General features: G+C 69.4%; 19 protein-coding genes. 9 read left to right on the top strand and 10 right to left on the bottom strand.

The window, feature by feature from the left end; translation table 11 throughout:
- A partial coding sequence (locus ACWEVN_RS31395) for an aKG-HExxH-type peptide beta-hydroxylase (protein ID WP_452053680.1) occupies positions 1–1,157 on the top strand: 1,157 nt, incomplete at its 5' end.
- Positions 1,158–1,247: 90 nt separating this feature from the next.
- Here the strand turns inward: ACWEVN_RS31395 and fxsT are convergent.
- The 4 genes from fxsT to ACWEVN_RS31375 form a co-directional block, all read right to left on the bottom strand.
- Positions 1,248–5,654: an FxSxx-COOH system tetratricopeptide repeat protein gene (fxsT, locus tag ACWEVN_RS31390; protein WP_452053679.1), complete on the bottom strand. Its 4,407-nt coding sequence runs from the start codon at positions 5,652–5,654 to the stop codon at positions 1,248–1,250.
- A 1-nt stretch (position 5,655) separates the two neighbouring features.
- Entirely contained in the window at positions 5,656–6,741 is a 1,086-nt protein-coding gene (locus ACWEVN_RS31385) for an AAA family ATPase (RefSeq protein WP_449683558.1), read from the bottom strand.
- Positions 6,725–8,215 (bottom strand): VMAP-C domain-containing protein, encoded by a 1,491-nt coding sequence (locus ACWEVN_RS31380; RefSeq protein ID WP_452053678.1) that lies wholly within the window; start codon positions 8,213–8,215, stop codon positions 6,725–6,727. The genes ACWEVN_RS31385 and ACWEVN_RS31380 overlap by 17 nt, the downstream gene beginning before the upstream one ends.
- A gap of 110 nt (positions 8,216–8,325) precedes the next feature.
- A complete protein-coding gene (locus ACWEVN_RS31375; protein ID WP_452053677.1) occupies positions 8,326–9,237 on the bottom strand; it encodes an effector-associated domain 2-containing protein in 912 nt (303 codons plus the stop codon).
- Positions 9,238–9,355: 118 nt separating this feature from the next.
- On the opposite strand from ACWEVN_RS31375, the gene ACWEVN_RS31370 reads away from it, so the two are divergent.
- Entirely contained in the window at positions 9,356–10,561 is a 1,206-nt protein-coding gene (locus ACWEVN_RS31370; protein WP_452053676.1) for a low temperature requirement protein A, read from the top strand.
- Here the strand turns inward: ACWEVN_RS31370 and ACWEVN_RS31365 are convergent.
- A complete protein-coding gene (locus ACWEVN_RS31365; RefSeq protein WP_449683562.1) occupies positions 10,556–11,380 on the bottom strand; it encodes a helix-turn-helix transcriptional regulator in 825 nt (274 codons plus the stop codon). The genes ACWEVN_RS31370 and ACWEVN_RS31365 overlap by 6 nt on opposite strands.
- A gap of 100 nt (positions 11,381–11,480) precedes the next feature.
- Here ACWEVN_RS31365 and ACWEVN_RS31360 point away from each other — a divergent pair, with 100 nt between their 5' ends.
- The 3 genes from ACWEVN_RS31360 to ACWEVN_RS31350 all read left to right on the top strand — a co-directional run bounded on the left by ACWEVN_RS31360 (position 11,481) and on the right by ACWEVN_RS31350 (position 14,897).
- Entirely contained in the window at positions 11,481–12,278 is a 798-nt protein-coding gene (locus tag ACWEVN_RS31360; protein ID WP_452053675.1) for an SDR family NAD(P)-dependent oxidoreductase, read from the top strand.
- Positions 12,279–12,374: 96 nt separating this feature from the next.
- Positions 12,375–13,670: an acyl-CoA dehydrogenase family protein gene (locus tag ACWEVN_RS31355; RefSeq protein ID WP_310974160.1), complete on the top strand. Its 1,296-nt coding sequence runs from the start codon at positions 12,375–12,377 to the stop codon at positions 13,668–13,670.
- Between the two features lie 21 nt (positions 13,671–13,691).
- Entirely contained in the window at positions 13,692–14,897 is a 1,206-nt protein-coding gene (locus tag ACWEVN_RS31350; protein ID WP_449683564.1) for an acyl-CoA dehydrogenase family protein, read from the top strand.
- A 134-nt stretch (positions 14,898–15,031) separates the two neighbouring features.
- On the opposite strand, the gene ACWEVN_RS31345 is transcribed toward ACWEVN_RS31350, so the two are convergent.
- The 3 genes from ACWEVN_RS31345 to ACWEVN_RS31335 form a co-directional block, all read right to left on the bottom strand.
- Positions 15,032–16,189: a GTP pyrophosphokinase gene (locus tag ACWEVN_RS31345; protein ID WP_452053674.1), complete on the bottom strand. Its 1,158-nt coding sequence runs from the start codon at positions 16,187–16,189 to the stop codon at positions 15,032–15,034.
- A gap of 317 nt (positions 16,190–16,506) precedes the next feature.
- Positions 16,507–17,577: an alpha/beta hydrolase gene (locus ACWEVN_RS31340; protein WP_452053673.1), complete on the bottom strand. Its 1,071-nt coding sequence runs from the start codon at positions 17,575–17,577 to the stop codon at positions 16,507–16,509.
- Between the two features lie 112 nt (positions 17,578–17,689).
- Positions 17,690–18,532: an SDR family oxidoreductase gene (locus tag ACWEVN_RS31335; RefSeq protein ID WP_449683566.1), complete on the bottom strand. Its 843-nt coding sequence runs from the start codon at positions 18,530–18,532 to the stop codon at positions 17,690–17,692.
- A 464-nt stretch (positions 18,533–18,996) separates the two neighbouring features.
- On the opposite strand from ACWEVN_RS31335, the gene ACWEVN_RS31330 reads away from it, so the two are divergent.
- Complete coding sequence (locus ACWEVN_RS31330) at positions 18,997–19,569, top strand: hypothetical protein (RefSeq protein WP_452053672.1); 573 nt, start codon at positions 18,997–18,999, stop codon at positions 19,567–19,569.
- Here ACWEVN_RS31330 and ACWEVN_RS31325 read toward each other — a convergent pair.
- On the bottom strand, positions 19,566–20,078 hold the full coding sequence (locus ACWEVN_RS31325) for a GNAT family N-acetyltransferase (protein WP_449683568.1): 513 nt from the start codon (positions 20,076–20,078) through the stop codon (positions 19,566–19,568). The two genes, ACWEVN_RS31330 and ACWEVN_RS31325, sit on opposite strands and share 4 nt — an antisense overlap.
- Before the next feature lie 9 nt (positions 20,079–20,087).
- Positions 20,088–20,852, bottom strand: coding sequence for a type I methionyl aminopeptidase (map, locus tag ACWEVN_RS31320; RefSeq protein ID WP_449683569.1), 765 nt, complete (start codon positions 20,850–20,852; stop codon positions 20,088–20,090).
- A gap of 144 nt (positions 20,853–20,996) precedes the next feature.
- Between map and ACWEVN_RS31315 the strand changes: the two genes are divergently transcribed.
- The 3 genes from ACWEVN_RS31315 to ACWEVN_RS31305 are packed head-to-tail and all read left to right on the top strand — an operon-like array spanning position 20,997 to position 23,245.
- On the top strand, positions 20,997–21,521 hold the full coding sequence (locus tag ACWEVN_RS31315) for a YbaB/EbfC family nucleoid-associated protein (RefSeq protein ID WP_452053671.1): 525 nt from the start codon (positions 20,997–20,999) through the stop codon (positions 21,519–21,521).
- A gap of 15 nt (positions 21,522–21,536) precedes the next feature.
- Positions 21,537–21,872 carry a hypothetical protein gene (locus ACWEVN_RS31310; protein WP_310973344.1) on the top strand — a complete coding sequence of 112 codons (336 nt, stop codon included), beginning with the start codon at positions 21,537–21,539 and terminating at the stop codon, positions 21,870–21,872.
- Positions 21,869–23,245, top strand: coding sequence for a hypothetical protein (locus ACWEVN_RS31305; RefSeq protein ID WP_449683571.1), 1,377 nt, complete (start codon positions 21,869–21,871; stop codon positions 23,243–23,245). Before ACWEVN_RS31310 ends, ACWEVN_RS31305 begins: the two co-directional genes overlap by 4 nt.
- Positions 23,246–23,283: the final 38 nt, after the last annotated feature.

Raw genomic sequence — 23,283 nt, 5'->3', positions numbered from 1 at the left:
ACCTAGCGCTGTACGAACCGATCCTCCCGGCGCGGCGGTGCCCGGTCGACCTCCAATCGTGGGGGTCGTTGCTCGACGAGGCGTGGGGCCTGCTCGTCGAGCACCTTCCCGAGACCGCCGCGGCCCTGCCGACAGGGTTGTACTCGCTCGTGCCCGCACCCGCCGTCCCGTTCCGGCTGCCGAGCGCGTCCACGGGAGAGGCCTTCGGCAGCGCGATCGTTTCCTACGGGGAGGATCCGGCCACACTGGCGGCCGCGCTGGTCCACGAGTTCCAGCACATCCGGCTGGGCGGGTTGCTCCACCTGGTCCGGCTGAGCGAAGACGACCCGCGCGAGCGGCTGTATGCGCCGTGGCGTGCCGATCCGCGTCCGATCGCCGGTGTCCTGCACGGTATTTACGCCTTTTTCGGCGTGACCGGCTTCTGGCGCGCCCTCGCCGCGGCGGAACCGGGCAACGAACTGGCTGCGTTCGAATTCGCGCTGTGGCGCGGGCAGGTCTGGCGAACGCTCGAAGCGGTGCACGGCGACGACAGCCTCGCCGAGGCGGGCCACCGGTTCTTGGACCGCCTCGCGGCGAAGATCGGTGCTTGGCAGGAGGAACCTGTGTCCGCCCACGCGAAGGCGCTGGCCCGGGCCTCGGCCGAGAACCACTACGCGGCCTGGCGGGTCAGGCACCTGCGTCCCGATTCCGGCGTGGTGGCGGAGCTGGCGACGGCCTGGCGAGAGGGGCTTTCGCGACCGCATTCCCTCATCGGCCGGCTGGAGCCGCGAGAGCCGACGCCGGTGCCGGACGGCGACTGGGAAGACACCCTCACCGACCTGATCCGGCTCCGCCTCGGCACGGACGGCGCGGCACGGTTCGCCGCGCACGGCGCCGCGGTACCGGGCGCGACCGAACCGGAGCTGGAGTTCGTGGCCGGGCGGCCGGTGGCCGCGGCCGCCGGCTACCGGCGCCTGCTCGCCGCGAACCCCGACGACGCCGGGGCACTGGCGGGCTTGGGGATCGCCCTCGCGGCGCGGAGCACCGGACCGGCGACCAGGGCGTTGCTGCACCGCCCGGAACTGGTCCGGGCGGTGCACCGGCTGCTGCGCAACGAGCCGGGGGCCACTCCGTCCGTCGAGGCGATCGCCGGCTGGCTGGGCCGGTTCACGCACTGAACCGTGCCTCCCGGAAAGCAGACCGCCACCGCATGGCCAAGGGCCTCCGGTAAGCGGTCTGCGAACCGCGCGTCGCCGACCGACCTCGTGCTACAGCGGCATCGGGTCGATGTCGCAGTCGGCCCGGACGCCGCGCGACGCCGCTTCCGTGCCGGGGTGGTTCTCCCCGAGGACCAGGCGGTACCGCGTCAACACGTCCTCGTACAACGCGTCCGCTTCCGCGGTCTCGCCCAGTTTTCGCAGGTCCAGCGAACGGTTGAGCTGCACGGCCAGCGTCGTCGGGTGGTCTTCGCCCATCAGGTAGCGGGTCCTGACCAGCAAGTCCGCGTCCAAAGCCGCGGCCTCCTCGATCCGGTCCAGCGCGAAGAGGTCGCTCGCCACGTCGATCGCGCACACGATCGTGTGCGGGTGGTCCTCGCCGAGCTTCTCGCGCAACCCCGCCAGTGCCTTCTCGTCGATCACCCGGGCACTAGCCGGATCGCCGCCGAGCCGCAAGGTGACTCCGAGGTCGAGCGCCGCCGACAGCGTGTGCGGGTGGTTTTCGCCGAGGTTCTCCCGGTAGAGCTCGAACACCTCTTCGCCGAGGGCCCGGGCTTCGGCGAACTTCCTCGAGTGCCGGAGGTCGATGGAGTGCCCCAGTGCACAGGCCATCGCGTTGGGGTGGTTGTTCCCGTAGCGGATGCGGAACCTGCGCAGCGCCTCCTTCGACAGTTCGAGCGCCGCATCGTGGTCACCGTCCTTGCGGCAGGCGACCGATTGGTAGTAACGACGCCGGAGGGTGCCGACGCTGTCGTCGCCGTACAACTGCTCAGCCCGCTCCGCAATGCGCTCCATTTCGATCCGCGCCCACGGATAGTCGCCGAGTTCGCGACGCGCGAGCACGAGCAGCACCTGAGTGCCGATCGTGTTGTCGTTGTCGAAGCCGAAGGTTTCGACGCGGCGGCTGTAGGTTTCTTCGGCCAGCTCACGAGCCCTCGGGTACTCGCCGGTCAGCAGCAAAGCGACCACGAGTTCGTGCGCGGCGTCCAGCGTGATCGGGTCGTCGCCGCCGAACAGCCCGCGGGCCTTGAGGTAAATCTCCTCGTTGCGCCGCCGGGCCTCGGAGAAGCTGCCGCGGGCCTTCAGGATGAGCGCATACGTGAGCTGCGCGTTCAGCGTTTCCTCACGCTCTTCGCCGAGGGCCTCGGTGTAGCGGTTCAGCGTTTGCTTCGCGACGTCGGCGGCTTGGCTGTACCGGCCGACGACCCAGTAGAAGAAGGCCAGCCGCTCGGACGCGCCCAGTTCCAGCAGCGGCGGGTCTTCGCGAGGCGCCTCACCCCGTTCGACCCGCTGTTCCCGATCGGTCGCCCAGGCGTTGACGGCCCGTTCGGCCAGGGAGAGCGCGCCTTGGTGGTCGCCCCAGTGGTAGAGGAAGGTGAACAGGTTGATCACCAGCTGACGGGCCCACGGATCGTCGCAGTCGGTCAGCTCGGCGTCGTAGATGTGCGGCAGGATCTCCTGGTACCGCGGCCAGGTCTGCGGCGAAGCGGGGTCGTTCGGGTCCAGCTTCGCCAGCAGCAGGTGCGCACCGTGGCGCATCTCCAGCCGGTGCTGTTCACCCATCCGCTCACGCAGGACGAGCTGGACCAACCGGTGCAGCAACAGGGTGTTGCTGCGGTGGTCGATCTTGGCCAGGCTGTACCGGTTGACGTCGCGGATCGCGCGGCCGAGCCGCATCGGGTCGCGCAGGGCGGCGTCGAGTTCCGTCGCGATGGAAACCTCGCGCACGCCGGTGAACAGGCTGCGCGAGATCGGCTCCGGCGCGAAGAAGGCGCAGACCTGGAGCAGCTGGTGTGCCGCCGGGTTGCGGGTGCTCAGCTCGTCGAACGAGACGTTCCACGCCGCGGCGACGGACACTTCGTAGTCGTTCGGTGCGGAGGTGTCGAGGATTTCGGTGACCTTCTCGTCGAACAGGTCCAGGTAGTCCCGCGCCGGCATGCCGGTCTCGGCCAGCCAGGCGGCCGCCTGCTCGATGGCCAGCGGCAGGTCGCCGAGCTTGTCGGCGATGAGGTCGGCGTCGGCGTCGACGAGCTCGGAGCGGCGCATGGCCAGCAGCTTCTTGCTTTCGTCGCGTTCGAAGACGGCGACTTCCAGCGGGCGCGCGATGCCGGCCCAGCTGGGGTTGCGCGAGGTCACCAGGATCTGGCCCGGGCCGTCCACCGGGAAGAACTGCCGCACCATCGCCGGGTCCTCGGCGGAGTCGAAGACCAGCAGCCAGCGCCGGTAGGGACGGCCCAGCCGCAGCGCCTCACGGACCGCCGGGACCGCGGTGATGGCCTCGTCCGCGCCGGGCAGGCGCAGGTGCTGGGCGAGTTCGGTGAGGGATTTGCGAATCTGGGTGGCCTGGGTGGCTTGAATCCACCAGACGATGTCGTAGTCCTTCAGATGCCGGTAGATATATTCCACCGCCATCTGCGTCTTGCCGATACCACCCATTCCGTGCAATGCCGCTGGCAGGACGGCTGTCGTTCCGGCTCCGAGCCGTTCGCTCAATTGATCGAGGAGTTCACGCCTTCCGGTGAAATTCGGGTTCTTGGGCGGAACAGCACCCCAAACGGGGGGCGCCTCGTCACCGGAACGACGCTCGCTTCGGCTGGTCACATCGGCGATCTCCCGGACGATCTTCGTCCGCACGACCGGCGACACTTCGCTCACCGCGGCAGGAATATCGACATTCCTGGTGTCCGGATGGACGACGGTTGCAGGTTCGCTCGAGGAACCCGTCGGCTTGAGTTCCTGCGACATCGTGTCACTCACCGCCGGAATGCTAGTGGGTGGGATGGTCGTCGGTCGATCACCGGGTTGCCCGATGCCGGCGATTCTACTCTCCAGCCGGTCCGCCCGTGATAGATATGGGCCGGATAGCGCACGCATTAGGTCACGTTCGAGGGCGATCTCCGCCGGAGTTGCACCCGGCAACACCGGATCGGGCGTCGCGTCGGGTGCCGCCAGTGCGGCCTGGAGACGGGCCAGCACCGGATTTCGGTCCCCGAAGCGCCTCGAAGCGCTGATCACGGCGTGGGCGGTGTCCGAACGGCGCGCACCTCTCAGCAGCAGCTGGCGGACGTGGTCGGCGAACTCCCAGTTCGCGCGGTCCCACGGCGTTCCGTCCAGGGATCGCTTCAACAGCCCGCTGGTGAAGACCTCCGCAAGGTGACCAGGGCCGGAACCCGGCACCAGCTCCGCCTGCAGGATGCGAGCGACGCCGACGTCCACCGGGACCGCCGCCAGCAGTGTTGCCAGGCGGAAGGCCGAGGGGGACGCCGAACTGTGGAAATGCTTCACCTTCTCCCGTGCTGACCGTTCCGACTCCGGGCCCGCGCTCTGCTCACCCGGACGTGGTTGGTCGCGGGCCAGCACCACCGCGGCTTTGCGGGCGGCACCACCCACACCGGTGATCATCGACGCCCACCAGCCGAGCCACCGGTCCTGCAGCTCCAGCACCGGCACCGGGACCGCGCCGGCGGTGAGCTCGGCTGCCTCGGCGGCATCCAGGAGGACGTCGGCGGACCGGACGTCGTAACTGGCGTTGGGCCGCAACGGGCCGGGTGGGGTGAGCACCGCCTGGTGGATCTCCATCCCGCCGCGGGGCCAGAGGCGCTGGGGCAGCAGGTGCACGATCGCGACCGGCATGGCGCGGGCCCAGCGGGCGAGCAGCGGCGAAACCAGGTCGCGGTGCCAGGCGTCGCTGACGCCGTCGGTCAGCAGCAGCAACAGACTCCGGTCCGCCGAGCCGATGACCTCGCCCGCCCCGCGCGCCGGGGCGTCGGCCGTGCCTCCGCGCAACGTCGGGCCGAGGACCTCGCCCCCTTCGGCCGCGCCGGTCTTGCCGGTTTCCAGCAGCCGGACCCGCACGGACCGGAACGCTCCCAGCCGTTCCAGCAGCCGGGCGAACGCGTTCACGGTCGGCGTCCACAGCGCCATCGACGGGGACGAATCGACGACGAGCGTCAGGTCGAGCCAGCGACCGCGCCGCCGCTTGGTGACCGGCAGCCACATTCCGGTCTGTGCCGCTTCTTCCGCGGTGCGGTCTTCGTCGAGCTCGACGTCGTCCGCCCGGTTCGAGAAGACTTTTCGCTTCAACGGGCGGAGGGCGCGGACGAACTCCGCCGCGCCGGGCAGCACCGGGGCCGTCGGCGCGCTGGTGAGGTCCACGTCGGGAGACGGCTCGCCGGCTCTCGGCGCCAGCGGAACGCCGTTTCCCCCGAGCTGCTCGGCGAACGATGGCCGGTCGACAAGCGGCGGTTCACGATCGGGTTCCCTGCCGCTCTCCGTGTGCGGCCGGGGATGTTCACGCGGCCGCTCGGGAAACGGCGTGGCCGGCCGTTCCGGAGGGCTCGCCGGCGGCGGAGCCGGGACCGCGGGCGTCTCGATGGCGGCCATGAGCCAGAGGCCGTCGCCGAGTTCGGTCCACGTCAGGTCGTGGTCGCCCGCAGTGGGGTCCGGCCGCTCCGGCATCTCACGGCACCTGCTGGCTGAGCTGCCGCCAGAGGGAATCGACGAGCCGGGGCCACGCGCCGTCCTCCGGCCGGTACGCACCAGAGGTGGCCAGGAAGACCGCGTCGAGCAGCTTGTCCGCGGGCAACCCGCCGACCGCCGCGCTGCGGGCGATGAAGTCCTCGATCAAGCCGGCGCGGCCGCCCTCCGGATCCAGGGCGTGCGCCGCGACCATGGCCGCGAGCTGGCCGGCGTCCGGCTCGCGCGTCTCCAGTCGCAGGCACCGCCGGAGGAACGCGGGCGGGAACTCCCTCTCACCGTTGCTGGTGATCACCACGATCGGGAACGCCGCACACCGGACGCGGCCGTGCCGGATCTCCGCCGGGTAGCCGGGATCCGCGGTGAACACCTCCGCCGACGTCGAGCGGCGTGCGTCCCGGGCCAGCTCGGAAATCACGAACTCGCCGTCTTCGAACAGCCCCAGCAGGTCGTGCGGCAGGTCCGACTCCGACTTGTCCAGCTCGTCGACCAGGAGCACACGCGGCAGCCGGCGCGGCAGGAAAGCCGTGCCCAGCTCACCCAATCGGACGAACTCGCCGATCGGAAGTTCCCCTTGCGCTCCCGTGCCGGCGAGTTCTTTCCAGGCCGCGGCGGCCTGCACGCGGCCGATCGCGTCGTAGTCGTACAGCCCCGATCTGAGCGTCGTCTGCGAAGTGATGGCCCAGCGGAGAACGCGCCCCAGGCCCAGTTCCCGCGAAATCCGGTACGCCAGGGACGACTTGCCGCTTCCCGGCCGGCCCGTCACCAGCAACGGCCGCCGCAAGTACAGCGCCGCGTTGACCATTTCCGCTTCGTGCGGATCGACATCGCGGGCGGAGTAACTGAGCTCGGTGCCCAGTTTGCGCTCGATCTCGCCGTCGTCCGGCGGGAAGACGTCCCGCTCGGGGAGCTCGGCTCCCCGGAACGTGCGCCACGGCGGCGGAGCCGGCAACCGGTCCGCCAGGCGGACGTCGTGCAGCGGCCGTCCGGTCCCGCGGTAAATCCACCAATCGGGTGGGCTGTCCGGGTGCGGTGGCCCGCCGGGCCGGTTTTCAGGAAGCTCGGTCACGTTGGTCGGCACCTCCTTCGGGGCGCCCCACGATCCCGGTTTCGCCAATGGGAAGCAATCGATTCGGGTCGTCCCATAGCACCACCAGGTCCGTGAGTGCTCCGCCATCGCCCGACGACGGCGGATTCCGAAGCGCGTCCAGCCGAGACTCCCTTACCAGTGCGGGCAAATCCCCCAATCCACCCCTGCTTTCGGCTAACCAGGCTACCACTTCGCGAACGACTTCCGAAGGGGCGCTGGGGTGCCAGACGATGACCGGGACGCCGGTCCGCAACGCCGGCAAAAGCTCGTCCTGCCCGGAGATCGCGCTGACCGGCGGCGATTCGGTCAGCACCGTCATCGCCCATTGCTCGTTGCTCAATATCGCTTCGAGCCGAAGTGGATCGCGACGGTCCCCGGCCCGGCAGAAATACACCCGTTCGAACGAAGGATCACCGACCCACGACTCCCACCGTTGCCGCCAGACGCGGTGCCAGCGCGGAGCACTCATCCGTTCCAGTGACCGCACCACCGTTCGGTAGCTGAGATACAACGGTTTCGGCGCGCCGGAAGCACGCTCGGTGGTCCACGAATGCACCGGCAGGTTGAGAAGCGCACGCGGCAGGACGAACTCGACCACGACGTCGGACACCACCTCCGACCAGGCTTGTTCGGTCTCCGCGATCAGCACGTCGACGCAGCGTTCCAGCTCGTTTTCGCGGACCAGCGCGGCCTCGCCCCTCGACAGCGACCAGTCGTCCGGATCCTCCTGCCTCCAGCAGGAAAGCTCGTACCGGTCCTCCTCGATCGGGTCCGGGCGCACGACGATCAAGAGGTGGAGCGTGCCCGGAGCCGGGCGCGCGGCCGCCAGTTCCGCGCGCAGCTGGCCCAAGGCGTCACCGAGGCGAAGCCGCCGCACCTGCCCGTCGGACCAGCCGCGCAATTCCGCCGCGAGGTCGTCGTCGCATTCGGCGGCGATCAGTTCGACGAAGATCAGCAACGGCGGCAGCTCGCCGGGACCGGCGTTGAAATCGGCGAGCCCGGAAAACGCCGCGGACGCGTCCTCGAAACGAGGCGGCGGGGAGACGTAGCGGGCGGCCCGGCGGACGGCCATGCCGAGCCCCGGCGGTGCGAAACCCGCCAACCGTTCGCGCAGTTTCTCTTGTTCGGCCTCCGGGACCACTTCGTGCATCCGGACCGACGTCACAAGGGTGCGCACCTCCGCACACTCCTTGCTGCCGGGCCGGAGGAAATCGATCACGTCCGCCAGCGCGTTCAGCCCTTCCGCGAGCCGGCAGCACGCGGAAACTATTTCGATCAATTGGTCACGGCCGGTCAGCTGGTCCGAAAAGGTGAACGGGTGATCGAGCGCCTCCCGCAGTTCGCTCACCATGAGGGTGCGAATCGATTTGTCGTCGGCGAAGCCGGCCACCACGAGCACGTCCACGACTGCCTTGCGAACCGCGATACCCAGGCCGGGATGCCCCTGCTTCACCCTCACCTCCACCCCGAGAAGCGCACCGAAGATCGTGAGTTTACCTGTTCGGCGTAATCACAAAAGGGCAAAAAGCTGACACGCGACCCGCCGAAAGCCCGGCCGGCCGGTCACCACGCCGGCCGCTCGGGCCACCGGCCGACGATCGCGGCCAGCGCCGTCACCTGCGGCGATCCCGGCTCGATGGTCCGGACCGCGTCCAGCAGGTCCTGCAGACCGCCGTCGAAGCGCAGGCACGTGCGCGCCAGGGCGATCACGTGCAGGCGGTCTTCGGCGTGGTGGGGAACGAGGTCGGCGATTTCCCGGCGGGGGAACAGCTCCAGCAGCAGCTGCCGGCTTTCCGTCTTGCGCACGCAGGAGATCGCCAGCAGCGCGGCCACGAGCGCCGGGAAGTCCGGGGCCGCGGGCGCTGCGGGCGCCGCCACCGGGAAGCCGTTGGTGACCGCGCCGAGCAGCCGCAGCCACGCCTCGGTCTTCGTTTCCTTGTTCTCGATGGGGATCCGGCGGTACGAGAGCGCGTCCGCTGCCGGGTCCGCGCGCACGACGTCCTGGTAGAACGGGTTCGACACGACCAGCGCCAGCACCGCTTTCGACTCCTTCAACGCGACCTTGACCTCGGTCGCGTCCAGCAGCCGGAACGCGAAGCTGTTCGCGTCACTGATCGTTCCGTGACTGCCCTGGTAGACCTCGCCCGCGTGCAGCGCGACCCGCAGCCGGACGTTCGCCTCGGCGGCGTGCACCTCGTTGTACCGGCGCAACTCGGCCAGCATCCGGTCGGGCAGCCCGGCCACCAGGTCCGCCTTCGCCACCTCGGTGGGCAGGTGGATCATCACGCCGTCGCCGGTGTTCTCCCGGAAGAGGGTGTCCCACGGGATCCCGGCCTCCGCGAAGGCCGTGCGCATGATCTTCCAGAACCCCTCGTGGACGACCAGCCGGTGCGCGGTCGTCCGCTGGGGGTCGTTGTAGCCGGCGATGTCGACGGCCATGATCGTCTTGTGGTGCGCGGCCGCATAGGAATGCACGACCCACCTCCCCACGTCCGCTGCTCATTGTCCCAGACCCATGCACGCTCGGCCATGTTCGCGCAGGGCGTTACGCGGAAACCGGACCTTCTTGACCTTGTTTCGTCCATAATTCGGCGTGCCCACGAGACGCCTGCACCTGGTGAGCGCGGATGAGGACCACCGCGTCTCGACCATCGAGCTCTTCTTCGACCTGGTCTTCGTCTACGCCATCACCCAGACGACCCAGCTGATGGCCGACCACCTGAGCCCCACCGGTGTGGTGCAGGGGGTGGCGATGCTCGCGGTGCTGTGGTGGTGCTGGTGCAGCTATGCGTGGCTCGGGAACACCATCCACGTCGACCACGGGATCGCCCGGCTGGCGATGTTCGGCGCAATGACGGTGATGTTCCTGGTGTCGCTGACCATCCCCGAGGCCTTCGTCGACCACCCCGGTGGCTTGTATGCCCCCGCCTTGTTCGTCGTCTGCTACGCGCTCGTGCGGCTGCTGCACCTGGTCGCTTACCTGGGTGCCGCGCGGCACGATCCGGGGCTGCGGCGGGTGCTGCTCAAGATGTTCGTCGGGCTGCTGCCCAGCGTCGTCCTGCTCGGCGTGGCCGCGTTCCTGAGCGGGCCGTGGCAGCTGGGGTTGTGGGTCGTCGCGCTGCTGGTCGACTACCTCAACGTCTACCTCGCCGGACCCGAGGGGTGGCGGCTGAACTCGCCCGCACACTTCGCCGAGCGGTTCGGGCTCATCGTGATCATCGCGCTCGGTGAGTCGATCGTCGCCATCGGGATCGGGATCGGGGCGCTGCCGATGTCGTGGCTGATCGCCGGGGCCGCCGTGTGCGGGCTGGGGCTGGCCGCCGGGATGTGGTGGAGCTACTTCGACGTCGTCGCGCGCGTCTCCGAGCACCGGCTCACCCAGGCGACCGGGACCGAGCGCACGAAGCTCGCCACCGACTCCTACACGTTCCTGCACCTGCCGCTCATCGCCGGCATCGTGCTGGTCGCCCTCGGGCTGAAGAAGGCGTTCCTCTACATCGCCGACACCGAGCACCACACGCCCGGCGAAGCGCTGCACGGCGTGCCGATCTGGACGCTGACCGGCGGCCTCGCGCTCTATCTGATCGCGTTGAGCGCCCTGCGCAAGCGCAACCTCGGCAGCTGGAACGTCCAGCGGCTGGTCCTCGGGGTGCTGCTGGTCGCGGCGACGCCGGTGCTGGAACACGTGCCCGCCGCCGCGCTGCTGCTGGTCGCGGCCGTCGCGGTGCTCGGCCTCATCACCTTCGAGCGGCTCCGGTTCGGCGAGTGGCGGCGGAAGGTGCACGCCGAGCACTCATAGCAACTGCGGGCCGACGACCGAAAGCAGCTGCAGCTTCTCCGCGTCCTCGCTGCCGGGCGTGGCGGTGAACACCAGCAGGACCTGCGCGAGGTCGTCGGTGAAGAGCAGCTGGCAGTCGAGCGCGATCTCGCCGAGGTTCGGGTGCACGATCGTCTTGCGCCGCTCGGACGGCACCGCGACTTCGTGCGCTTCCCACAGCTGCGCGAACTCCGCGCTCTTCGCCGTGAGCAGCCGGGCCAGCTCGGTGGCCCGGCGGTCGGTCGCGCTGGTGGCGCGCAGGCTCGCCACCAGGAACCGGGCGTGGCCGGGGCGCGCGGGCTCCGGGTAGATCCGCTGCTCGGCGGGGTCGGTGAACCACCGGTAGACCGCGCTGCGCGCCGGACCGCGGTGCCGGGTTTCGTCGCCGAGCAGGGCCTCGGCCGGCCGGTTCTGCACGAGCGTCTCGCCGAGGTTCGACATCACCTGCGCCGGCGTGTCGTGCAGCCGGTCCAGCACGCGCATCAGCGGCGGGCTGACGTGGTCCGTGCGCGAGTGGCGGGCCGGCGCGGTGTGCCCGGCCAGCCGGAACAGGTGGTCGCGCTCGTCCAGGGTGAGCCGCAGCCCGCGGGCGATCGCCGCGAGCATCTGCTCCGACGGCCGCGGCCCGCGCTCCTGCTCGAGCCGCGTGTAGTAGTCGGCCGACATGCCCGAAAGCGTCGCGACCTCCTCGCGGCGCAGCCCGGCCGTGCGGCGGCGCTGCCCCGGCGGCAGCCCGACATCGTCCGGGCGCAGGGCTTCCCGGCGGCGGCGGAGGAAGTCGGCGAGCGCGGTGCGGTCCACGTAGTCGATTATCGGCGTCCGCCCGGCCGGTGCCAGGGATCGCCGATCCCCCGATCGGCGCGCTCTGCCGCACCCCGGCCGCCGCGGCGACGCTGGGCGCATGACCACCTACCTCGTCACCGGGGCCGGCAGCGGCCTCGGCGCCCTCGTCGCCCGCGAGCTCGCCGCCTCCGGGGCCCGCGTCGTCCTGGCCGTCCGTGACCCCGCCCGCGTCACGCCCCCGCCGGGCGCCACCGAAGTCCGGCGGCTCGACCTCGCCGACCTCGCCTCGGTGCGCGAGTTCGCCGCCGGCTGGCGGGGCGAGCTCGACGTCCTGATCAACAACGCCGGAGTGATGGCCGTGCCGTACGCGAAGACGGCCGACGGCTTCGAGACGCACATGGCCGTCAACCACTTCGGGCCGTTCCTGTTGACGCACCTGCTCCGGCCGCACCTCACCGGCCGGGTCGTCACGGTCTCCTCGAACCTGTCCCGGCGCGGGCGGCTGCGGCTCGACGATCTGAACTGGGAACGCCGCCGGTATTCGCCGCTGGGCGCGTACGCCCAGTCGAAGCTCGCGAACCTGCTGTTCACCCAGGAACTCCAGCGGCAGCTGGCCGAATCCGGCAGCGCGGTCCGGGCCGTCGCCGCCCATCCCGGCGTCGCGCGGACCGGGATCGACCGGCACTTCGGCGGTGTCCAGGCCGTCCTGCTGAAAGCGCTTTACCCGCTGATCGCGCAGAAGAAGGCCGAGTACGGCGCCCGGCCCATCCTGTTCGCCGCGACCGGAGACGTCCCCGGCAACGCCTACGTCGGCCCGGGCGGCCGGTCGGGCGGACGGCCCCGGCTCGAACGGCGACGCCCGGCCGACGGCGCCCGCGAGCTGTGGGAGACCTCGGCCCGGCTGACGCGCGCCTGAACCCGCACTGGCGCTATCCCGTCCCGCGGGTTAACCTACTCGCGAGTAGGTAACGGGATGGAGGGCCACATGGCTGCGCCAAGGAAACGGGACGCGATGGGCTGGGGCCTGTCCGCGCTGACCCGGCTGGCCGGGAGCAAGGTCGTCGATCGGGCCGGGCTGCGCAAGCCGCTCGAAGGCCTGGTCACCGCGGGGACGCGCAACGGCTTCCGCGTCGCCGGCGCGGCGACCCGGTCGTTCAAGTCGGTGCAGAAGCTGGGCAAGCCCGCCCGGCTCACGCCGGCCGCCGACACCGGGCTGTTCGACCTCACACCGACCGAGGACCAGCAGCTCATCGTCGAAACGGTGACCGAGTTCGCCGCCGAGCAGCTGCGGCCGGCCGCCGCGGACGCCGACGCCAAGCTCGAGGCCCCCGAAGGCCTGCTGAGCCGGGCCGCCGAGCTGGGCATCAGCCTGGTCGGCATCCCCGAAGAACTCGGCGGCATCGGCACCGAACGCTCGGTGGTGACCAACGCGCTCGTCGCGGAAGCGCTGGCCCACGGCGACCTCGGCCTGGCCGTGGCCGTGCTGGCGCCGTCCGCGGTGAGCACCGCGCTGGTCAGCTGGGGCGACGAGCAGCAGCAGGCCGACTACCTGCCTGCGTTCACCGGCGAGCACGTCCCAGCCGCGGCGCTGGCGCTGCAGGAGCAGAAAGCGCTCTACGACCCCTTCAAGCCCGCCACGAAGGCGCGCCGCACCCCGAAGGGCTACCAGCTCGACGGCGTCAAGTCGCTGGTCCCGCGGGCGACGCAGGCGGAACTGTTCGTCGTGTCGGCCGACCTCGAAGGCCGCGGCCCGGCGCTGTTCCTCGTCGAGTCGTCGAACGCCGGGGTGTCCATCGAGGCCGAGCCGGCGATGGGCCTGCGCGGCGCCGCGACCGGCAAGCTGCACCTCGAAGGCGTGCACCTGCCGGCGGGCGCGCTGCTCGGCGGCGGCAAGGCGGACGTCTTCGCCGAGGTCGTCCGGCTGTCGCGGCTGGGCTGGGCGGCGCTGGCCGCCGGCACCGCGAAGGCCGTTCTCGACTACGTCGTCCCCTACGTCAACGAGCGGACCGCGTTCGGCGAACCGATCAGCCACCGGCAGGCGGTGGCGTTCTCCGTCGCCGACATCGCGATCGAGCTGGAAGGCCTGCGCCTGGTGACGCTGCGCGCGGCGGCGCGGGCCGAGCAGGGCAAGTCCTACGCCCGTGAGGTCGCGCTGGCGCGGAAGCTGGCCGTGGACAAGGGCATGCAGATCGGCAACGCGGGCGTGCAGCTGCTCGGCGGGCACGGCTTCGTCAAGGAGCACCCGGTCGAGCGCTGGTACCGGGACCTGCGGGCCATCGGCGTCATGGAAGGCGCCGTCCTTCTCTAGGCTTCGGAAAGGCTTTGGACCATGATCAACCTGGAAGTCCCCAAGAAGGCCGGCGCGCTGATCAACCAGGCGTACCAGGCCGCGGCCGAGGTGTTCCGGCCGATCTCGCGCAAGTACGACCGCGCGGAACACACGTACCCGAGCGAGCTGGACATGTTCGCGGCGCTGCTGGACGGCTTGAACTCCTCCGGCGAGGGCGGCGCGGGCGCGGCGGGCGTGCGGCGGTCCGGCAAGGACGATGCGGCCAAGGGAAACCGCAACGGCGCCAACCTGAACGTGGTGCTCGGCACGATCGAGATGTGCTGGGGCGACGTCGGCCTGCTGCTGTCGATGCCGCGTCAGGGCCTCGGCAACGCGGCGATCGGCTCGGTGGCCACGGACGAGCAGCTCGAGCGCTTCTCCGGCATGTGGGCGGCGATGGCGATCACCGAGCCGGCCTTCGGTTCGGACTCGGCGGCGGTCAGCACGACGGCCCGCCTCGACGGCGACCACTACGTGATCAACGGCGAGAAGATCTTCGTGACCTCAGGCGAGCGCGCGGACGCGGTGGTCGTCTGGGCGACGCTGGACAAGAGCAAGGGCCGCGCGGCGATCAAGTCGTTCGTGGTGGAGAAGGGCACACCGGGCTTCGAGGTGGTGCGCACCGAGCACAAGCTCGGCATCCGCGCTTCGGATACAGCGGTGCTGCGCTTCGAGAACTGCCGCGTGCCGCGCGAGAACCTGCTGGGCACGCCGGAGATCGACACGGCCAAGGGTTTCGCGGGCGTCATGCAGACGTTCGACAACACCCGCCCCCTGGTGGCGGCGATGGCGATCGGCGTCGCCCGCGCGGCCCTCGACGAGACGCGCAAGATCCTCACGTCCGCCGGAATCACCATCGACTACGACCGCCCGGCGAACAGCCAGCACGCGGCCGCGGCGGAATTCCTCCGCCTGGAGGCGGACTACGAGTCGGCGTACCTCCTGACCCTGGAATCGGCGTGGATGGCGGACAACCGCCAGCCGAACTCGCTCCAGGCGTCGATGGCCAAGGCCAAGGCGGGGCGGTCAGTGGTGGAGATCGCGCTGAAGTGCGTCGAGCTGACCGGGGCGTACAGCGAAGAGTCGCTGCTCGAGAAGTGGGCTCGGGACGCGAAGATCCTGGACATCTTCGAAGGGACGCAGCAGATTCAGCAGCTCATCGTGGCTCGCCGGATCCTCGGGAAGACTTCCGCCGAACTGAAGTAGTTGTGGTGTAACGGGAAGCCGCCCGGTCGCTTGCCCTTCTCGGGGCTCTGCGACCGGGCGGCTTTCGTTTCAGCGAGGACACAGTGTCGACGGCCTCACGTGTCATCCGGCGACTCAACGGAATGTACCAGCAATCAAGTCCCGTCGTAGTACTTCACAAGCGCACGTAAAGTCTTCTCGGGGACGCGATGAAGATGTCCCTTGGTCAACAGGGCCTGACTCTCGGACGGAGGCTTTCGTCCAACTTCGAGCATGAACAGGTAGAAGAGGCTTATTCCACCGTGGAAACCTTTCCCGGAACGGGTTTCTCTTGACCAAACCACTTTTCCATACGACGACTCGAAGCCGGGAGGTGTCTCATGGCGCAACCATGAGGTTGCGAGCCCGACCAACGACCCCGCATAGTCAGACAAACTGTTGTTGACGTCGAGAATTGATTTGTAGCCCAGCAATTGAAGTTCTTCAAGGCGCGCCGCCGCGTAGGCCGCCTCCGTCTCAAGCAGAGGCTCGCCGACCGCTTTCGAAATTTGTTTATCCAGATCTGCCACCAAGGCCGACTGAGTTATATACGCAAGCACTGAATCAAGATTCAGATCGATGTCCAGCCGAGACGAGCCGATGCTTCCCTGGATCTCGGTCGCGTACTCTTGCAGGGCTCCGCGCGTTCCAACGAACTCATCATCGGCGAGTTCAAGCAAGCTTGCCAGCCGCGAGAACCGCCGAACAACTTGACGCGGAACCTCAACTTTGCTCTTATAACCCAGATCGTGCTCGATTTCCGCCCACGCGTGCTGCAGAATAGATCTTATCTGGATTTCAAACCTGAAGTTCGAGTACTTCCTATATTCAGCAAGGCCACTCCTGGTCGAAGCCATGCTGGCAATGTAGTGCAGCGAAGTGTAGCCAAACCGATCCGGGTCGAGATTGTCGCTTTTGTTGATAGAATTGGCAACATCAATATAAAATTCCTCCTCGACGATCGATGCCACACGATCGACGTCATCCCGAAAGTAGGTTACAATACGCAACCCCAGTATATCCGTGACATCTTCGATACTGGCGTACTTGTCCGACTTTCTTCCCAGTTTCCTTTCAAGACTTTCGAGCGTCTTGACGCGATAGTCGACGGAGTGGACCTGAATTTCGGCGGTTTCCAGCAAATCTATGACCAGCGGGCGCAGCTTTCCGCCGAGGGCACCGCACAGGCTGGCATGTTCACTGTAGCCACTGGTGTCTACTGCCATTCCCAGCCTTTCAATCGAGTCACTTTCGGTATTTTTCGAACCCAACATCCAGAACTCAGGAGCCGGCGGCGGATCTCACGCCACAAGAGGCGGCGATACGGCGCCGGCACGTCAGGCAGCACAGCGTCACACGGCGGCGGCACACTGACCCAACTCCCCTTCGACCCTCGACGAGCTACTTGCGGTCGTGACATTCGGGTCGCTCGTGACTCGATGTCCGTTACGCACCGTCGCAGAAGATCGCTGTCCCGACGCCGGATCGTGACAACGGCCGGTAGCCTCGGATCGGGATGCAGAGTGGGGGTTCAGCTGGATCCCGACAGCGTCAAACCCCCAACCGGGTGATTGCCCGACACGTGTCGTCCTCAGCGCGGCTCGGCAGTCGCGATCTGGTCGTCCAGGAACTCGTCCAGATACCGCCACGTCGTTCCCCGGGCCTTCCGGCCCGTCAAGACACCCAGATGCCCGCCCGGCGCTGTCTTGAAGCGGACTTCGGGGGCTTTGTCCAGCAGCTCCACCACGCGCTCCACCGACGGCCTCGGGGCGATTGTGTCGTTCTCGCCCGCCACCACCATGGTCGGCACGCGGACCGAGGACAGCGAGATGATCCGGCCGTTCAGGTCCACCTTGCCCTCCGCCAGGTCGTTCGTGCGGAACAGGCGGTGGTACAGCTGGCCGAACGTGCGGCCCGGGTACGCGTACATGTTGCTCATGAAGTGGTCGACCGCCTCGATCTGGGCCAGGTAGTCGCGGTCGTCGAGGTGGGACAGGATGGCCAGGGGCTTGGTGATTTCCTTGCTGATGCCCGTCGCGCGGAACACGCGGCTGACCAAATAGGACGGTGCGCCGCCGAAGACGCGGTAGATGGGCGTCAGCAGGTGGCCGCCGGTCAGGTCGACCAGGGGGCGGAACGGGGCCACGATCGGGATGGCCGTGAAGTCGACCGGGGAGCCGATCGCCGTGATCGAGGCGATCGGGAGGTCCGGCTGGTCGGCGTTCACCAGCAGCGAGAAGATGCCGCCCAGCGACCACGACACCAGGTGCACGTCCTGGCCGCCGGCGTCCGCGCTCACGCGGCGGATCGCGCGCGGGAGGACCTCGTCGATCCAGTGCTCGATGCCCAGGCGGCGGTCCGAGAACGCCACCATGCCGTAGTCGACGAGGTAGGTGTTGCGGCCGCCGTCGATCAGGTGCTCGATGAGGCTGCAGCCGCGGCGCAGGTCGAAGCAGATCGCCGGGGCCGCCAGCGGGGGCACCAGGAGGATCGGCGGCCCGGACACCGAGCCGCCGCTGTGGGTCATCCGGTACAGCGAGCGGTTGGGTCCCTGGTCGATCAGCATCCGCGGCATCGGGCGCAGGTCGGCGACGCCGCCGTGCAGCACCTTGCCGACCACGTTCGACGCCGCGGCGGCCAGCCGTGCGGGTGGTGAAATCATTTCCTCGTGCCTCCCGAAACCGATCCGGGGGCAATCTTGCCGGGCCGGGCGGGCGGACTCAACATCGGTACACCCGCAAGCACCCGGCAAGCACGTCCAATTCGGACGGTCGCTAGTCCGTCCGAGTTACCCCGGGCCCGCTCTCCGCGGCCCGGGCTTCGTACGCCGCGCGGGCCGGGGAATGGGCTGCTGAAGCCAAAAGCCGGTCCGCCTTCAACGCCCGCGAGAACGCTTCGCCCGCCCGCCGCGGCAGCAGCCGCGTGAGCTTGCCCATAGTGCCCAGCGAGCGGGGGACGAAAACGTCGAAACGAGGTTTGCGCAGCGCGGATACGATGGCGTCCGCCACATCTTCCGGCCGCACGGACTTGAAGAACTTCGCCTCGGCGAGGCCGCTCGCCAGCTCCGTCCGCACGATGCCCGGCATCACGCACGAGACGTGGACACCGCTGCCGTGCAACTCCAGGTGCACCGCCTCGGACAGCCCGACGACGGCGTGCTTGGTGGCGCAGTAGGTCGCCGCGCCGGGGAAGCCGGCCTTGCCCGCGAACGACGCGATGTTGACGATGTGCCCGGACCGCCGCGGCCGCATCCGCCGCACCGCCTCGCGCGTGCCGTGGATGACGGCGTGCAGGTTGATCTCCAGCTGACGCCGGGTCGTCGCGTCGCTCTCCGTCTCGAGGTCGCCGAGCGGCATGATGCCGGCGTTGTTGATCAGCACGTCGATGCGGCCGTGCCGGCGTTCGACCTCGTCGAGGAACGCGGTGAACCCGGCGAGGTCGGTGACGTCCAGCGGCAGCGCGTCGGCGTCCAGCTCGCCGGCGGTCTTCTCGGCCCGGACCTGGTCCAGGTCGCCGATCACCACCTTCGCGCCCAGCCGGGCCAGCGCCGACGCGGTCGCCGCGCCGATCCCCTGCCCGCCGCCGGTGATCACCACGACCTTGCCCGCGAGTTCCATGCCGACTCCTTCGTCTGTTGGCACCGCGTCAACAGTGTCGCCCCTGAAGCGGGACGGCGCCACTCCCCGGGGAAATTTCAGTGGGATTCCCGAGGCGACGACCGGTCCGCCGTTCCTAGCCTGGCGACATCCGAACCGCAAAGGAGCACGGACATGCGCTTGTCCCACATTTTCGCGGCCACGGCACTGGGGATCTCCACCGTGGCGGTGGCGCCGGCCGCCGCCACGACGACGACCCAGCCGACCTGCACCTCCCCGGCACCGGGCGCCTGGACCGTCGACCCCGCGACGGCCGCAGACCGTCCGGGCCGGGCCGCCCGGCGGACCCGGCCACGGCCCGGCGGGTCCGCGCCGGCATCGGCAACTTCGTCGCCTGCGTCAACGCCGGTGACCCCGCCAGGCCGGACGACCTCGCCGCCAACCCGGCGGCCACCCTGTTCACGGTCCACTTCATCACCACGTTCATGCACCAGGACAGCTACGCGAGCGTGCCGAGGGTGCTCGGCGGCCTGCGCATCGACCGGATGCGCACCCTCGACGTCGTCGCCTACCCGGACGGCAGCTTCAGCACCGAAGGCACCTACCTCGCCTACGGCCACAAGCTCGTCCACGAACGCTGGTACTGGTGGCCGGACACCGACGGCTACCTGAAGGTGAACAAGCTCGAACCGCTGGCACCACCCGTGCCGGCGGACGCGGTCCCGCTCGACGTCGAGGTCGGCGACTACTTCTACCGGCCCGCCGCCACCAGCGTGCGCGCGCCGCACGGCAAGGTGGTGCTGCGCTTCCACCAGACCGGCGCACAGCGGCACGAGGCGATCCTGTTCCGGCTCCCCGAAGGCGCCACCGCCGAGGACCTGCTCGGCGGGAAGCTGACCCACGACCAGGTCGTCACCATCGGCCAGGACAACGGCTCCGACGTGATGTCCCTGGTGGCGCTGCGGCCGGGCACCTACACGCTGATCAGCTTCGAACCGGGCCCCGACGGCCGGCCGCTCGCCCTGCACGGGATGACCGCCCGGTTCCGGGTCCGCTAACCCACGCGCTGCTCCAACACCTGGCCGACCCACTCGTCGACGGCGAACCGGACGGTCGGCTTGAACCCCTGGCCCTCGTAGTACCGCTGCAGGTCGCCGTCACCGCCGGCCCAGCAGTCGACGCGGACCAGGTCGATACCGCGGCGGCGAGCCTCGTCGAGCGCGTACTCGACGAGGCGGCCGCCGACGCGCCGGCCGGTGAACCGCCGCGAGGTGATCAGCAGCCGGATGTACAGCTCGCGCTCGTCGACCGCGGGCACGTGCGGGTCGTGGTCCTCCGAAACGATCAGCGCGCCGGCCGGCTCGCCGTCGACCACCGCGATGCGCAGACCCGGGTCCGCGGCCATGCCCTGGACCCGCTCGACGCGCTTCGGGACGCGGCTCCACGGCTCGGTCCCCCACTGCTTCGAGCTGCCGCGGGCGACCAGCCATTCGACGGCCTCGTCGAAGAAGCGCAGCAGCGTGTCAACATCCCCAGAATCACCCGACCGGATGACGATGTTCTCCATCCCCCTTGTCTACCGCACGGTGAGCACGCGCGGGCCGTCTTCGGTGATGGCGATGGTGTGCTCGACGTGCGCGGCGCGGCTACCGTCGGCGGTGAGGATCGACCAGCCGTCCTCGGCGTAGCGGTAGTCGTCGCCGCCGCGGGTGAGCATCGGCTCGATCGCCAGCGCGAGCCCCGGCTTGAGCCGCATTCCGCGTCCCGCGCGGCCTTCGTTCGGCAGGTGCGGGTCCTCGTGCATCGCGCGGCCGATGCCGTGCCCGCCGTGGTCGTCGAGCATGCCGTGGCCGTGCGCGCGCCCGGCGGCGCCGATCGCGTACGAGATGTCCCCGAGCTTCGCGCCCGGCTGAGCGGCGGCGATCCCGGCCTGCAGGGCCCGCTCGGTGGCCTCGATGAGGGCGAGGTCGGCGGGATCGGCGGTGCCGACGACGAAGCTGATCGCCGCGTCGCCGTTCCAGCCGTCGAGGATCGCGCCGCAGTCGATGCTGACCAGGTCGCCGTCCTGGAGCCGGTACGCGGTGGGGATCCCGTGCACGACGACGTCGTTGACGCTGGCGCAGAGGACGTTCGGGTAGGGCGTCGGCGCGGACCGCGGCTGGTAGTGCAGGAACGACGGTTTCGCGCCCGCCTCGCTGATGACGTGGGCGGCGACGTCGTCCAGCTCGCGCAGGGAGACGCCGATCGCGGCCGCCTCCTTGACCGCGTGCAGGGTGTTCGCCACGACCCGCCCGGCCTCGCGCATCATCGCCAGCTCGGACTCGGTTTTGATCTCGACCATGACGATAACTATACCGGTATAGTTATCGCTGTCCAGTCGGGACAGGACCGCATGTTCAACCGGCGGCTCGGTCCGTGTCATCCGGAGTTCAGGCAGCGCTGATTGACTTCTCCCGTTCACGACCTCTCTCGCGACGAGGACAAATTGACCCAGTCAGTGCCCGACGGCGATGCGCTCGCCGCGTTCGGCGCCGAACTCGCGGAAATCCAGGCCAAAGCCGCGGAAGCCCGGGAAAAGCTCCGATCCGCCGTCGCCAGCGTGCAATCGCCGGACGGGTCGGTCTCGGTGACCGTCGGCCCGAGCGGCGTCCTGCAGGACCTCCGGTTCGGCCCGCGCGCGTACGAGCGTCCCCCGCAAGCCCTGTCCGGCCTGGTGCTGCAGCTGATCGGCCGGGCGCAGCAGAAGGTCTCGGCCGAGGTCGCCGACGCGTTCAGCGGCATGGTCGGCGAGAACTCGGCGGCTCGCGAACTCCTCGACGAGTTCCTGCCGCAGCCGGAAGAGGGCCCGCAGCAGCCGGCCGAGGAGCCTCCGGCGCACCGGCCACCGCCGCCGGGGCCGCCCCAGGCGGGGCCACCCCAGGCAGGCCCACCGCAGCCGCAGCGTGGTCAGCAGCGCCGTCGTCCCCGGCCCGAGCCGGACGAGGACGACGGCGAAAGCAATCCCTGGTAGCACGGAGGAGAACCGGTGGTTTCCGGAGCAGGGTTCTCGGTCGACCCGGCCGAGTTGCAGAAGTTCAGCCAGTTCCTGTCGGGCACCACGCAACCGGCGGTACAGGACGCCGCGAACCGGATGCAGGCGGCCAACGGGTTCGACAACGCCGCGTTCGGCATCCTGCTCGCGCAGGTGCTCGCCGTGCCCTCGCGGGTCACGATGGCCGTCATCACCGGCGAGATCACCAAGCTCGTGGGCGACATTGGCAAGTCCGCGGACGACCTGAAGAAGGCCGCCGAGACGTACGCGACCCACGACGCGAACACGGCGCAGGGCTTGAGCACCTTCGAAACGGAGCTGGGCAAGTGACCGTTCCCATCACGTCCGCGAACTCGACCACGGGCGCCGGCGTCTTCGACAGCTGGAAGCAGGTCGGGGACTCGATCGGCAAGGTCCAGACCGAGCACGGCGGCGACCTCGCGGCCGTGAGCGTGGAGCTGGGCATCAACGTCATCAGCGCCGTGCTCGACACCGTCGCGTTCGCCATGGACCCGCTGGCGAAGCTGATCGCCGCGGGCCTGGGCTGGCTGATCGAGCACGTCTCGTTCCTGAAGTGGCCGCTCGACCAGGTCGCGGGCAACCCGTCGGAAGTCACGAAGGTCGCCAACGAGCTGCACAAGATCGGCGAAAGCCTGCGCAACACCGGCGAGGACCTCGACAAGACGCTCACGGCCACGATCACCCAGTGGCAGGGCAAGGGCTACGACAGCTTCCTGAAGTCGATCAACGACCGGAAGGGCTGGATCGACGCCAACGCCAAGGCGGCCGACGTCGCCGGCTACATGGTCGAGACCACCGGGGCGCTGATCGGCGCGGTCCGCGCGCTGCTGCGCGACATCATCACGACCATCCTCGGCGACATCATCTCCACGATGCTGATCGCCCTCGCCCTCGCCATCCCCACCTTCGGCGCCTCGATCGCGGTCGGCGTGACCAAGTGCGTCGCGACGGTCTCGGTCCAGGTCGCGGCGATGATGGCCAAGCTCGCCAAGGTCGTCGCCTACGCCGGCCGCACGCTGGCCCGGCTCACCGGGCTGTCGAAGCTGGTCAAGGGCAAGCCGGGCTCGTCCTCGAGCGCGGGGCACGAGCTGAGCAACCTGCCCCCGCACGGCGGCGGGGTGCCGAACTTCTCCCGGCCGCTGCCGAAGCCGCCGGGCACCGCGGTCACCCACGACCGCCCCGGTGGCGGCGCGACGCCGAGCACCCGGCCCCCGGGCGACGGCACGACCCCGAACTTTTCGCGGCCGCTGCCCCCGCCGGGCACCGCGGTCACCCACGACAACCCGGGTGGCGGCGCGACGCCCAGCACCCGGCCGCCGGGTGACGGGACCACGCCGAACTTCTCGCGGCCCCTGCCGCCCCCGCCCAAGCCGGCGCCGCCGAAGTCGCACCTGAGCGACCACGACATCTCGACCATCAAGAAGCACGAGGACTGGCTGAAGACGAAGTTCGGCGACAGCTACCAGAAGATGAAGTTCGCCGACGACTGGATCAAGAAGAACCACCCGGACTACTACCCGATGCTGAAGGCGCTCTCCGACGCCAAGAGCTCGAAGAACTTCGTGGGCTGGGCGGGCAAGGACATCGTGCAGGTCGACCGCGGTCTCACCGACATCCAGATGCAGGCGGAAGCCGCGTGGGCCGAGGAAGACAAGAAGCAGCAACAGCAACAACCGCAGTAATCCCCGAACCCGAGCCTGCCGCGGCTTGTCGTGAGTGG

This window comes from Amycolatopsis sp. NPDC003861, assembly GCF_053605405.1.
This window is presented reverse-complemented; position numbering and strand designations above follow the sequence as displayed.